This is a genomic window from Sinomonas sp. G460-2 (assembly GCF_047759905.1).
Taxonomy (GTDB): domain Bacteria; phylum Actinomycetota; class Actinomycetes; order Actinomycetales; family Micrococcaceae; genus Sinomonas.
Genome location: NZ_JBKZWT010000089.1, coordinates 1 through 13208, shown reverse-complemented (window position 1 = coordinate 13208; position 13208 = coordinate 1). Strand labels below are relative to the sequence as shown.

General features: G+C 65.7%; 11 protein-coding genes. All 11 read left to right on the top strand.

The features are described from left to right. A partial coding sequence (locus tag ACLN58_RS10535; RefSeq protein WP_415855215.1) for a redoxin domain-containing protein occupies positions 1-1539 on the top strand: 1539 nt, incomplete at its 5' end. Positions 1540-2116: 577 nt separating this feature from the next. Beyond that, complete coding sequence (locus ACLN58_RS10530; RefSeq protein ID WP_415855214.1) at positions 2117-2713, top strand: hypothetical protein; 597 nt, start codon at positions 2117-2119, stop codon at positions 2711-2713. An 83-nt stretch (positions 2714-2796) separates the two neighbouring features. Then, entirely contained in the window at positions 2797-3240 is a 444-nt protein-coding gene (locus ACLN58_RS10525) for a DUF5956 family protein (protein ID WP_415855213.1), read from the top strand. Positions 3241-3813: 573 nt separating this feature from the next. Beyond that, on the top strand, positions 3814-4578 hold the full coding sequence (locus tag ACLN58_RS10520; protein ID WP_415855212.1) for a hypothetical protein: 765 nt from the start codon (positions 3814-3816) through the stop codon (positions 4576-4578). 120 nt (positions 4579-4698) lie between these two features. After that, a complete protein-coding gene (locus ACLN58_RS10515; protein ID WP_415855216.1) occupies positions 4699-5754 on the top strand; it encodes a DNA polymerase IV in 1056 nt (351 codons plus the stop codon). Positions 5755-6772: 1018 nt separating this feature from the next. Next, on the top strand, positions 6773-7795 hold the full coding sequence (locus ACLN58_RS10510; protein ID WP_415855211.1) for a LacI family DNA-binding transcriptional regulator: 1023 nt from the start codon (positions 6773-6775) through the stop codon (positions 7793-7795). Positions 7796-7885: 90 nt separating this feature from the next. Beyond that, positions 7886-9115, top strand: coding sequence for a sugar ABC transporter substrate-binding protein (locus tag ACLN58_RS10505; protein ID WP_415855210.1), 1230 nt, complete (start codon positions 7886-7888; stop codon positions 9113-9115). Positions 9116-9126: 11 nt separating this feature from the next. Then, positions 9127-10131, top strand: a complete 1005-nt coding sequence (locus ACLN58_RS10500; protein WP_415855209.1) for a carbohydrate ABC transporter permease — start codon at positions 9127-9129, stop codon at positions 10129-10131. 11 nt (positions 10132-10142) lie between these two features. Beyond that, entirely contained in the window at positions 10143-11009 is an 867-nt protein-coding gene (locus ACLN58_RS10495) for a carbohydrate ABC transporter permease (protein ID WP_415855208.1), read from the top strand. Between the two features lie 27 nt (positions 11010-11036). Further along, a complete protein-coding gene (locus tag ACLN58_RS10490; protein ID WP_415855207.1) occupies positions 11037-11861 on the top strand; it encodes a ThuA domain-containing protein in 825 nt (274 codons plus the stop codon). After that, a complete protein-coding gene (locus ACLN58_RS10485) occupies positions 11858-13000 on the top strand; it encodes a Gfo/Idh/MocA family protein (RefSeq protein ID WP_415855206.1) in 1143 nt (380 codons plus the stop codon). The genes ACLN58_RS10490 and ACLN58_RS10485 overlap by 4 nt, the downstream gene beginning before the upstream one ends. The last annotated feature ends 208 nt before the right edge of the window (positions 13001-13208 follow it).

Sequence of the window (13208 nt, the reverse complement as noted above, 5' to 3'; positions counted from 1 at the left end):
CTCGTGCTGAGCTTCAGCGCGTTCACGCTGCTGGGTTCCCTGGTCTTGGGACTCGTGGGTGTCCCCCAGGATGTGTTCCGCTGGGCCGGGATCGGCGTCCTTGCCGCCGTGGGGCTCGGCCTCATGGTGCCGCGGGTCGAGGAGTGGCTCGAGAAGCCGTTCGCCTGGATCCCCACGCGGCGGGTCGATGCGCGTCGCGGTGGCCTGGGCCTCGGGCTCGCGCTCGGCGCGGTGTTCGTGCCCTGCGCGGGGCCGGTCCTCGCGGCCATCACGGTCTCCGGCGCGACGGGACGAATCGGCCCGGAGACGGTGGCGCTCACCCTGTCCTTTGCGCTCGGCGTTTCCGTGCCGCTCCTGTTCTTCGCCCTCGCGGGCCGCGGGCTCGCGGAGCGCCTGAAGGCGTTCCGCCGGCGTCAGAAGACCGTCCGGATCGTGGCCGGCGCGCTCATGATCGCCCTCGCGGCGGGCCTCGCGCTCGACCTGCCGGCGGCGCTTCAGCGCCTCATCCCCGACTACACCGCCGCACTCCAGGACAAGCTCGCTCCTCAGGCCGGGAGCCCACTCGACCTCGGCGGCCTCGTCACGGACGAGAACCGCGGCCTGGACCGCTGCACCCAAGGTGCCACTTCGCTCGAGGACTGCGGACCCGCACCGGCGATCCGCGGGACGACCGCGTGGATCGGTTCGGAGCGGCTCGACCTGAGCTCGCTCCACGGCAAGGTGGTGCTGATCGACTTCTGGGCGTATTCGTGCATCAACTGCCAGCGCTCCCTGCCCCATATCGTCCAGCTCAACGATGCCTATAAGGCCGCGGGGCTCGAGGTGATTGGCGTCCACACGCCCGAGTACGCGTTCGAGCGCGAGCAGCGCAACGTCGAGGCCGGCGTCAAGGAGCACGGAATCGACTACCCCGTGGCCATGGACAACGCCTACGCGACGTGGACCGCGTACCGGAACCGCTTCTGGCCCGCCCAATACCTCATCGATGCCAACGGCAACGTGCGGCACATCCAGCAGGGCGAGGGTGGATACGCGAACACGGAGAATCTCGTGCGGCAGCTGCTCGCCGACGCACACCCGGGGGCCGCACTGCCGGGCCCGGTCGAGGGCAAGGACTCAGGTCCGACCGCGGGGAGCACCACGCCGGAGACCTTCCTGGGCGTCGCGAAGCAGGTCAACTACGCGGGCGACCAGCCGTACAAGTCCGGGACCGGGCAGTTCGCGTACCCGTCCAGCCAGGGTGCGGACTCGTTCGCGCTGTCGGGGCAGTGGACCCTCGACTCCCAGCGGATCACCGCGAACGACGGCGGCGCTTCCGCACCCTCGGGCGTCCGGCTCAACTTCCACGCGCGCCAGGTCCAGGCCGTGCTCGGCGGCCGCGGGACGCTCACCGTCCACGCGCCCGACGGCGACCGGACCGTGAGCGTGGACGGAACCCCGCGCTCTTACGTGCTGCTCGACGGAACTGCGCCGCAAACCGGGACCATGGAGGTTACGGCGAGCCCTGGGCTGGAGCTGTATTCGTTCACGTTCGGGTGAGTTCGGGGCGGGGTGGGATGTTTCCGGGGTGCCTGGGAGCTTCGAATGGCTTTGATCCAGCCATCTTCCAAATCTCAGTGTCGGGCCCCCGAATTCCGTGTTGGAACGTTCTCTGATTTCGAAAATCAGTGGTGGTCCACTGATGCGTCGTCGACGAGGTGGACGATACTATGGGCGTCCGAAGTCTGCTCATTTCTCCCGCATCCTAGAATTCTGCGCTTTGCTCTAAGCTCGCCGAATCGGCAGCGCTGAAGTGTTGACAAGATTCTCCGGCCGGGAGATGGTCGGTGCACGGTGGTTGCGATGATTGCCGTATCTCAGCACCCGACTGAGAATCGCACTAGGGGGAATAATGAAACAACGTGTCGATCACTCGCGTCAGAATAGTAGTCCACGATTTTGGCCCTCTGTTGGGCGGGTAGCTGTCGCATTTCTCGCATGCCTGGCAGTCGTGATGGTGTGGGTTGGTCCGGCCCACGCATCGACGGCAGTGAATCTCCAGCCGGCAAAAGTGGGGCCTTCGGGTGGATCCCCCGTGCGCCCCGGGCTACAACCTTGCGTCGACCTGGCGCTAAAGATGAAGGTACAGCAGTGGGTCTGTAACGCCGAGGGCCTCACCATCAATCGTGATTCTGCCGGCCGGTCGTCGGAGCAGTTCATACCGAAGAAGTCGACTGATTATGGCGCGGCCCGACAGCCCTCAAAGGTCACGGCGATGGCTGACGACCTTGATAGTTGGTGCGAATTCGGCACTGTCTGCCATCGAAAGATAAATTCCTATGTGTCAGAGACGAAGGGCAACGCGGCCTATGGCAACCAGTCTGGTGTCATAGGAAACTATGATGCGATCATTCGAACAAATCTCAATGGTCGACAGGCTCAATGGCGTGTGACGCTGATTTGGGACAATGGGCCGCGGCTGTCGTTCTCGTCGTCACAGGTGCAATGCGTCGAACACGGCTGGATTCCCGTCATTTGCGGCAATCATGGATTACCTAATGTGACGCTGACGACGTACAGTCCGACGTGGCGCCATGACCACGGCGTAATTTATGGGAACTACTTGAGAAACAGCAACAACTACCACGGGGCCTTCCAGACAGTCTTCACGCCGTCCGGGTACCCTACTTACTGGGCGGGCAATCTGGCGACGGAGACGTTTAACTGCCTCTGAACGGACAATTGCTACTTCCCGTGATCTGACATGCGACGGGCGTCAGTCTGTCGGTGGCTGGCCCCCGACGCCGGTCTGGCAGGATGGTGAGGCCCATGTGGGATGACTTTGAGATTGCTGAACCAGACGATCGCTGGGTCCTTCTCAACGAAACCGGTCGGGATGCGGTGATCGCTTGGTTTGCAGGCCCCGAAAACGTGAGTCGTGTACCGAGATCCGGTGAAGGGGAGACGGTCAGGGTCACTGTGTCGCGCCGAGGTGGTGCAGACGTGCGTTACGAGCCTCTTACGGACCGTGACCGAGCCACCATCGAAGATTCGATAGACGAGTATCTTGCCGACGCTGGGATCCCTCCGCGGCCCCAAGGATATCGCTGGTTTCTTCGGGTGCCGGCCGGATGCGATTCCCCGGGCTCGTTCCTTTCGACGCTTCATCAGGCGATCAATAGTGATCCACCGGGGATCTCCTCAGTCCCGAGAGCCTGGAATCCTCTAATCCGACGAGTGGTTCGCGGCTTCTACTCCTGAGCGACCAAGCGGGTTCGCTTCACCTCGGACAGCAGTGACCAGCATGGAGTGACGGTAGCCCTTCCAATGTGGGCCCGTTGCGGGGTTCACCCGGTGGTCATGGCCGGGTATGAACCGTGACCGTCATCCCGCCGACGTCCCGACCGCAGCCGGAGAGACACGGTGGGCGTTCTCCGGGTCCGGGGAGCGACGCCGGCGCGATAGGCTTCCCCGTTCGCGGCAGGCCGGGCCACATCATCACGTTGGGACTCCTCCGGCGGGCGAAGCCGACTAAGCCGGACCATTTGGCGGAAAGCGCTCGCGTGAGGATAGGGCGATTTCCAAGCCGACATCGACCAGAACTTGAGCAGGCATCAGGGTCTGGGCTTGCCATCTCGCCCGCGCGCCGCAACTGGGACCGCACCTTGACCCTTTTCAATCGACGAAAGCCCTAATAGACCGTGCTTATGCCGCGACCTGACTTGCCGATAGTTGTTTCTGCGCGGTTGCGGAGGACTTCGCGGATACTCCCGGATACCGCCCGCGCAGCGCCGTTAGTGGGATTCGGCTTATGAGCACCTAGGAGTACGAGCGATGTCCGCTGCAATCTGGCAAACCTTCTTGGACCTCTCCCAAATAGTCACTGCTGCGATGGCAGTGGCCGGCGTCGTTGTTGCCGCGGTCCTAGGTTGGCGAGGCGTGCGCCTCGCGGGAAGTGGCGTGGACCGCGGGATCAAGGATCATCTCGCGGCCCGCGCCATGGAATGCTCTGGCGCTATGACTCGGGTCTATCGAGAGGTTGCTCAGCTGAAGGGCGCCCTTCACCCGTATTGGAAGGGGGAGGAGTTCACAGAGATGGAAGGTGAGCGGTTGACAGTGATTGAGCGAGAGTCCCAAGTGCACGAGCGGAAGTACCTTCTGGACGCGGAACTGGCCGGGCTGCGCGCTTCGCTCGATGGCATGGCTCACATCTTTGATGGATCGGTCGTGGAATCTCCAGGCGGCCAGGCGTGGGGTGAGCAGGTTGCCGTCGCAAAGGCTCGAACCGTTCTTATGGATCGTGCATTCTTCCCTCATTATTTCAGTCTCGTCACTGATGACGACGGTTGGGGTAAAGATGAGCCTGACCTCTGGCTTGAAGTCCAAACCCTCGGGGCTTCGTCGGAACCGCGGGACGCGGTTCAGCAGAAGCTCTTCGACGAGTGGTTCGTCGGTAGGGGTTTCGATGCGTCGGACGACCTTTCCCAGCGCTCGATTGCGCTGCTCGAAGACATGACCTTGGCTCTCAACGATCAGATAGTCAAAATCACCGGACAGGTCCTGCGGTATGCCCTGCCCATTCGCGACAATCGTGGATAATCCTTGGGGCGCGGGGGAGAGAGCGCGCGACCACGGGCCTCTGATGGTCATCTCCTAGGGAGAGCCGATGCCCGTCAGCAATCTTTAGGGCACACTGGTGGCGTGAGCGGAACCCGGTGGGTGCTGCACGTCGATCTCGACCAGTTCATCGCGGCGGTCGAGGTTCTCCGACGGCCGGAGCTCGCGGGCAAGCCGATCATTGTCGGCGGTCGGGGAGACCCAACAGAACGAGCCGTGGTGTCGACCGCATCCTATGAAGCCAGGGCGTTTGGGGTCGGTTCTGGAATGCCGTTGCGCATCGCGGCCCGGAAGGTGCCGGACGCTGTCATCCTGCCCGTCGATCACGAGGCCTACCTAGCGGCGTCTGAAACGGTGATGGCCACCCTGCGCGATCAGCCCGGCGCCACGGTGCAGGTGCTGGGCTGGGATGAAGCCTTTGTTGGCGTCGAGACTGAGGATCCGGAAGCCTACGCGCGGCAGGTGCAGGCCGCTGTCCTGGAGCGAACGCGGTTGCATTGCAGCGTGGGCATCGGCGACACCCTCGTCCGAGCCAAGGTCGCCACCGGTTTCGGCAAGCCGGCCGGTGTCTTCCGTCTCACTTCCGGGAACTGGCTCGATGTCATGGGGAGTCGGCCCACCAAGGACCTGTGGGGCGTCGGAGCCAGAGTGTCGGCCCGCCTGGGCAAGCTCGGAATTAACACTGTCGCCGAGCTCGCCGCGTCCGACCCCCAGGACTTGGTCTCGGAATTCGGCCCCAGGATGGGTCCTTGGTACGCCCAGCTCGGACGTGGGGACGCCGCCAGCGTTGTGGACGACACCCCGTGGGTTGCCCGCGGGCACAGCCGGGAGACCACCTTCCAGCGCGACCTGACCGAGCCTGCCCAGGTGGACGACGCGGTGAGGGAGCTGACAGCGCACGTCCTTGAGGACGTCGTTGCTGAAGGACGTCCCGTGATTGGGCTGACACTCAAGGTCCGGTACGCGCCGTTCATCACCAAGACTTACGGGAAGAAGATTCCCGAGACCTTCGACCGGGACGAAATCCTCGCTCGGGCCTTGGACCTCGCGGCCGGAATTGAAGCGGGCCGTCCGATCCGACTCCTAGGCCTGCGGGCTGAAATGGCAATGCCCGACGACGCCCGACAAGGACACACGCCGACGCGCGGCGGTTGGTGACGGCGGCGGGCACCGGGTGAGGTCCCGTTGCGCAGGTCGGAGCGACAGGAACGGACGACGACGGCGGGGCCGGCCCGGTGGGGTGGGGCACACTAGGCGCGCCAAGGACGGCGACTCGGTTGAAGAGACGCCTGAGCCCGCCGAGAAAGTCGGCGGGCGGCACGCGCGAACCAACCACGATCTCCTGCGGCGGTACGGTTGATCTGGTGGAGATTTGCGTCACGTACGAGGGGAACGTCCTGACCTGCGGCATCGACCGCGCCTCAGCACCATGCAGGCTCGTCCAGCGCGGGGACAGCGGCGGTCCGGTCTTCGTCAACAATGGTGGATCCTCGGCAAGCTTGGCTGGCATCATCAGCGGGATGTCGGACAGCACAGGCCGCACGATGCACTTCACCCACATCAACAAGATCGTCAACTCGATGGGCGTCTCGGTTGCGAGATACCAACAATCAGCGGCGGCCGCAGCCAGTCCGACTCGCTGCGGCCGCCATCCATGTTCGGTTGGCAGAGATGGCGATGGGGAGCCCAATGCACGAGTCAGTGCTTTTGACGCGGGCATGACTGTCAGACTGACTGTTCTATCCGTGGGAATGTGTTTTTGATTGCGTTGAGCAGAGCCGCCGCCTGTTCCCTGTCGAACTGAAGGGACTGGCTGCTCTTAGGCTCGCTTTGCCGCTGGTCCGAACCAAAGGATGACAGATGTAGGTATTTCGTGCCGTCTGCTGACGTCACCGCCTGCCAGAAGCAGTCGACTTCGGACGGGTGAGCCTTGACGGATTGGTGCCCGTTCTGGATTGAGCGTACGCGAGCCAAGATTTTCTCCTGGATTATTGGGTTGACGATCGAGACCAGCGTATGCGCTTTTGGGCCGGCGTCTAGAAATCACCCTCGATTGGGGCGGTTGTCGCGTTGACCCTATTGATGGTCCCCTTGCCCTCGCCCTGTGACCCATGCCATACTCGTCCTCGATACGCATCGACGATACGGTTCGACGAGCACGAGGAGGTGACCCGCGATGCCGACCAGCAAGGACGTAGCCCGCCTGGCGGGCGTCTCGCAGAGCACCGTCTCGTACGTCATGAGCGGCCGGCGGCCCATCTCTGAGGAGACTCGGAAGCGCGTTGAGGCGGCCATGGAGGAGCTCGCGTTCCGGCCGAACGCCGGTGCGAGGGCGCTGGCGAGCCGGAGGAGCCAGGTTATCGGGCTCGCGATCCCTTTCGTCCCCGACCTGCACATGGGCTCGATCATGGAGTTCATCTCCGTCATCGCGGCCACGGCCCGGCAGAGCGACTACGACATCCTGCTCGTCACCGACGACGAGGGGCCCGAGGGCCTCGAGCGCGTCGTGGGCCAGCAGCTTGTCGACGGGCTCATCATTATGCAGGTCGAGCGCGAGGACGCCCGTGTCCCCGTGATCCGCACGCTCCCGGTCCCCAGCATTCTCATCGGCATCCCCGAGAATCATGCCGGGCTCGAGTGCATCGACGCCGACTTCGAGCTCGCCGGGGCCATGTGCGTCGAGGAACTGGCACGGCTGGGCCACGAAAACGTGATCCTCGTCGATTGGCAGGACACCGTGGTCACGCGCCACGTCAACTACGTGAAGCGGTTCCACCGCGGCGTCGACAAGGCGGCCACGGCCACGGGCATCAAGGTCATCCGCACTCCAGGCCGCGTCACCATCGCCGGCATGGAGAAGGCCATCACCAAGGCCCTCAACGAAAACAGGGGAATCCCAGCCTTCATCGCCCCCGAAGGCGCCAATCAGGATCTCCTCGTCGAAGCCCTCAACAACTTAGGGCTCGTCCTCGGGGAGGACGTCTCCGTCGTCGTCAATTGCCCCGACCGGATCGCCGATCGCCAGCGCATCCCGCTCACCACGATCTGGATGGAACCAGACGAAGTCTCCCGCCGCGCGGTCCACAGGATGGTCCGCGACCTCACCGATCCCACGTCCAGGCCCCACGAGGCTCTGGAGCTCATCCGGCCCGTGCTGAAGCGCCGGAAGAGCACCATCCGTCCGCGCGCCCACCGCTGACGGCGAGTACCCCCCCGAGAAAGAGCAACGCCCGGTCCGAATCGATGCGCATCGTCGATACGCATCGACAACCACCAACAGGAGAACCCAATGAAGCGAACCTCCCTCACCGTCCGCACCGGCCTGGCCCTCGCGGCCTTGGCGATCCCAGCGGTCCTGACGGGCTGCGGCGCGAGCAACAGCGCGTCGTCGAACGCGGACGTCAAGACGATCTCGGTGCTGGACTACTACAACAATGAACCGGACAAGTCGTTCATCGGCGACGCCCTGAACAAGTGCGCCGAGAAGGCCGGCGTCACGCTCGACCGCCAGACCATCACGGGCGCGTCCCTCATCCAGAAGGTCCTCCAGCAGGCGTCGTCGAAGACGCTCCCGGACGTCCTCATGCTCGACAACCCCGACCTCCAGCAGATCGCCGCGACCGGCGCGCTCGCCCCGCTGAGCGACTTCAACGTCAGCACGGACGGCTTCGCGCAGGGCGTGCTCCAGGCCGGCACGTACAACGGCAAGGTCTACGGCCTGGCCCCGACAGTCAACACGATCGCCCTCTTCTTCAACAAGGACCTCCTCGCCAAGGCCGGCGTCCAGCCGCCCAAGACGTGGGACGAGCTCAAGGCCGCGGCCGCGAAACTCACGAGCGGCAGCCAGTACGGCCTCGCCTTCGACGCCAACGCGACCTACGAGGGCACGTGGCAGTTCCTCCCGTTCATGTGGAGCAACGGCGGCGACGAGAAGAACATCGCCACCCCGCAGACCACCGAGGCCCTCCAGCTCTGGACGGACCTCGTGAAGTCCGGCTCGGCGTCGTCGGGCGTTCTGAACTGGAAGCAGGCGGACGTCAAGGACCAGTTCGTGGCCGGCAAGGCCGCGATGATGGTCAACGGCCCGTGGCAGCTCCCCACGCTCGACAAGGTCCAGGGCCTCAACTACGGCATCGTCCAGCTCCCCGTGAAGTCCGCCTCGGACACCGAGGTCGCCCCGCTCGGCGGCGAGACGTGGACGGTCCCGCAGACCGGCAACAAGGCCAAGCAGGCCAAGGCCGCGCAGGTCGTGGCGTGCATGAACAGCGACGAGATGCAGACCTCGATGGCGAAGCAGCGCAACACGGTCCCGTCCAAGACCACGCTCGCGTCCCAGTTCGCCGCCGACAACCCCAAGCTCGCCGTCTTCACCGACCTCATCAAGACCGCCCGCGCCCGCACCGGCGAGCTCGGCGCCGACTGGCCCAAGGCCGCGACCAAGATCTACACGGCCATCCAGACTGCCCTCACGGGCAAGGCCACGCCGTCGGACGCCCTTCAGCAGGCCCAGAACGGGTAAGACGAATGACCATGAGTGAACGCGTGCCAACGGCTGAGCGCGTGGCACCGCCACAAAGATCACAGCCGACCACCACCCGAGCGCCGATCCGCCGCGCCGCTTCGGCCGGGACCGCGAGGCCGCGGGGCACCAGAAAGCGCCGGGAGAGCCTGTATCAATGGCTCTTCCTGATCCCCGCGGCCGTCTACCTCGCGCTGTTCTTCGGCTACCCCGTAGTGAAGAACCTCATCATGAGCTTCCAGGACTACGGGACCGCGACCTTCTACACGGGCGAGGCACCGTGGGTCGGCTTCGCGAACTACGCAGCGGTCCTTGGCTCCTCGATATTTACGACGGCGGCGCTCAACACGGCGCTGTTCACGGCGGGTTCGATCGTGGGCCAGTTCGTGATCGGCCTCGCGCTCGCGGTGTTCTTCCGCAAGAAGTTCCCGCTGAGCGGGGTGCTGCGCTCGCTGCTCCTGCTGCCGTGGCTCATCCCGCTCATCGCGAGCGGCGCGGTGTGGAAGTGGATCCTCGACAAGGACTCCGGGGCGCTCAACCAGTTCCTCGAGGCGCTGCACATCGTGCCGAACGGGGTCCCGTGGCTCACGAGCACGCAGCTCGCGCTCGTGGCGGTGGTCGGCGTCAACGTCTGGATCGGCATCCCATTCAACGTCACGATCCTGTACGGAGGGCTCCAGGACATCCCGGACGAGCTCTACGAGGCCGCCGCGCTCGACGGCGCCACCGGCTGGCGCTCGTTCTGGAACGTCACGTGGCCCATGCTCCGGCCGGTGGTGAACGTGGTCCTGGTCCTGGGCGTGGTTTACACGCTCAAGGTCCTGGACATCATCCTGGCGCTGACCGGGGGAGGGCCGGCCAACGCGAGCCAGACGATCGCGACCCAGTCGTACGCGCTGTCCTTCCAACAGTTCCAGTTCGGCCAGGGCTCCGCGCTCGGCAACATCCTCGTGCTCATCTCGCTCGTGTTCGCGCTCTTCTACCTGCGGGCCAGCCGGCGCGGCGTCGAGGACTGAAAGGAGGCACCATGACTGCTATTGCTGCACCCACCAAGAGGCCGACACCGGGTCCGGCCCGGGTGGCGCGGGCCAAGCGCACGGGCCTGCCGTACACGGCGCTCGGGATTCTGTTCCTCGCGATCATGCTGTTCCCCGTCTACTGGATGGTGAACGCCTCGCTCCAACCCAACGGCACGACGATCCAGGCCACGTGGTTCCCCATCCACCCCGACTTCTCGGGATACGGGACGGCCATTGCGCAGCAGGGCCAGAATCTGGGGACATCGCTCGTGGTGGCTTTGGGGAGTGTGGTGGTGAGCCTCGCGATCGCCGCGCCCGCGGCGTACGCGCTGAGCCACTTCAAGGTCCGGGGCACGAACGTCGTGCTGTTCGCGATCCTCATCAGCCAGATGATCCCGGGGATCGTGGTCGCGAACGCGCTGTACACGGCGTACAACGATCTCGGCCTGCTCAATACGATCGGTGGGCTCATCCTCGCCGACTCGTCGCACGGCATCCCGTTCGCGATCCTCATCATCCGCGCGTTCATGGGGTCGCTGCCCTCCTCGATCATCGAGGCCGGGCGCGTGGACGGGGCCGGGCACATGCGCGTGTTCTGGTCGATCGTGCTTCCGGTGAGCCGGAACGCGCTCATCACCGCCGGGCTGTTCACGTTCCTGTTCGCGTGGAGCGACTTCCTGTTCGCCCTCACGCTCACCACCACGGACGCCGTCCGGCCCGTCACGCTCGGCCTGTACCAGTACATCGGTTCGTACGTCACTGACTGGAGCTCCGTCATGGCGACGGCGGTGCTCGCCTCGCTGCCCGCCGTCGTCCTTCTTCTGGTCGCCCAGAAGTTCGTCGCCGCCGGGACTGCCAGCGGCGCCGTCAAGTAACTGTACCCGAGAGGAAAAGGATTTCTCATGACACCACGCATCCGCGTCACCGTGTGGGGCGAGTACCGGCACGAGCTCCGCGAGGAGCACGTGGCCGCGATCTACCCCGACGGCATGCACACCACCATCGCGGAGGGCATCCGCGAGAACCTCGGTTCCCGAGCCACTGTCCGCACCGCGACGCTCGACGAGCCCGAGCACGGCCTCACCGAGAACGTCCTCGCCGAGACGGACGTCCTGACCTGGTGGGGCCACGCGGCCCACGGCGAGGTGAGCGACGAGGTCGTCGAGCGGGTTCATCGGCATGTGCTCTCGGGCATGGGCCTGGTGGTGCTGCACTCGGGCCACTGGTCGAAGATCTTCCAGAAGCTCATGGGCACCACGTGCACCCTCCGCTGGCGCAGCGAGCAGGACCGCGAGCTCGTGTGGACTGTCAACCCGACCCACCCGATCGCCCAGGGCGTCCCGCATCCCATCGACATCCCCGCCCAGGAGATGTACGGCGAGTACTTCGACATCCCCGCGCCGGACGAGCTCGTGTTCGTGAGCTCGTTCAGCGGGGGAGAGGTGTTCCGCTCGGGATGCACGTTCCGCCGCGGCCACGGCAAGATCTTCTTCTTCAGCCCAGGCGACCAGGACTACCCCGTCTACCACCACCGCGACGTGCGGCGGGTCATCGCGAACGGCGTCGAATGGGCTGTTACCGACCGACCCGAGCGCGCCCTCCCGACCCTCCTCCGGTACGAGACCGGCGAGTTCTTCCACGGCACGGATTATTCGCACGCGGCTCCAGAGATCGCCGAGGCTCGCGAGGCTGCGAACGCCGAAGCCAACGCTGAGGCGCACGCATGAGCGCTCAGCCGGGCTTCGCCGTCGTCCGTTCTGACGGCGGGCCGCTGCGCGTCGTCGTCGTTGGCGCGGGCTCGATGGGCAAGGCGTGGCTGCGGGCGATCGCCGCGAACGGCGACGTCGAGCTCGCCGGGATCGCGGACCTCGACCTCGCTGCCGCGGAGTCGGCCGCCGGCGAGTTTGGCGGGCCGGGCCTCCCGGTGGGGCAGGACGCCGTCGAGCTCGCCCGGCGCTCCGGCGCGCACGCGATCATCAACGTCACCATCCCGGCCGCGCATCACCCGGTGACGACGGCGGCGCTCCTCGCCGGCTTCGCCGTGCTCGGGGAGAAGCCCGTGGCGTCGACGGTCGCGGAGGGGCTCTCGCTCGCGGCGTGCGCGGAGCTCACCGGCCAGCTGTTCATGGTGAGCCAGTCGCGCCGCTACAACCGGCACCTGTTCGCCGCGAAGGCCCAGTCGGAGGCCCTGGGCCGCGTGGGCATCCTGTCCGTCGACTTCTTCAAGGCCCCGCGCTTCGGCGGCTTCCGCGAGGTGATGGCGAGCCCCCTCCTGCTCGACATGGCGATCCACCAGTTCGACATGGCCCGCTTTCTCCTCGACGCCGACCCCCTCTCCGTCGCGTGCGAGGAGTACAACCCCGCGTGGAGCTGGTTCGGCGGCAACGCCGCGGCGACCGCGACGTTCGAGTTCGACGGCGGCGCCCGCTTCGTGTTCAACGGCAGCTGGTGCAGCCCCGGCTTCGAGACCTCGTGGAACGGCTCCTGGCGCATCTCCGGCGAGCGCGGCACCGTCCTGTGGGACGGCGACAACGAGCCCACCGTGGGGCTGGCCGCGGAGGAGGGCGGCGCCGTCGTCCGTCCTGTTGCCGACCCCGGCCAGGAGATCGCGGGCTCGCTCCGCGAATTCGTCGCCTCCGTGCGCACGGGGGCCGAGCCGATGGGACGCGTTCACGCCAACATCCTGAGCCTCGCCATGGTCGAGGCCGCCGTGAAAAGCACGACGGCGGGGCGCCGGGTCGCGCTCGACGAGATCCTCAACGACTCCTACGAGGCCGCCCTCGCGGCGGAGACGAACGAGGACGTGCTGCGCGTGCTCAAGTCGTGGCCGTCGGTGCGGGAGGGGCTGGCCGCGACCGCGCCGTGACGCTCTGACTCCCCCGCCCGCGCATCTGCTGCCCTGAGCCGCTTTTCCGTGGGAAATCTCCCACGGAAATGCGGTTTTGGGCAGCACTTGCATGAGCACTTGGCCAGAAGGATGAACCTGCGCGGGGCCCGTGGCGTCCTCTTGGATGAGGTGCCCGACTGTCCGTCGTCGGGCACCTTCGGAGGGCATCATGAAGCTTCCACGCACC

Bases quoted from the DNA above. Each gene is read 5' to 3' on its own strand.
- ACLN58_RS10530 (WP_415855214.1), top strand. From the start codon at position 2,117: ATGAAGGTACAGCAGTGGGTCTGTAACGCCGAGGGCCTCACCATCAAT.
- ACLN58_RS10495 (WP_415855208.1), top strand. From the start codon at position 10,143: ATGACTGCTATTGCTGCACCCACCAAGAGGCCGACACCGGGTCCGGCC.
- ACLN58_RS10485 (WP_415855206.1), top strand. From the start codon at position 11,858: ATGAGCGCTCAGCCGGGCTTCGCCGTCGTCCGTTCTGACGGCGGGCCG.
- ACLN58_RS10510 (WP_415855211.1), top strand. From the start codon at position 6,773: ATGCCGACCAGCAAGGACGTAGCCCGCCTGGCGGGCGTCTCGCAGAGC.
- ACLN58_RS10525 (WP_415855213.1), top strand. From the start codon at position 2,797: ATGGTGAGGCCCATGTGGGATGACTTTGAGATTGCTGAACCAGACGAT.
- ACLN58_RS10490 (WP_415855207.1), top strand. From the start codon at position 11,037: ATGACACCACGCATCCGCGTCACCGTGTGGGGCGAGTACCGGCACGAG.
- ACLN58_RS10520 (WP_415855212.1), top strand. From the start codon at position 3,814: ATGTCCGCTGCAATCTGGCAAACCTTCTTGGACCTCTCCCAAATAGTC.
- ACLN58_RS10500 (WP_415855209.1), top strand. From the start codon at position 9,127: ATGAGTGAACGCGTGCCAACGGCTGAGCGCGTGGCACCGCCACAAAGA.
- ACLN58_RS10505 (WP_415855210.1), top strand. From the start codon at position 7,886: ATGAAGCGAACCTCCCTCACCGTCCGCACCGGCCTGGCCCTCGCGGCC.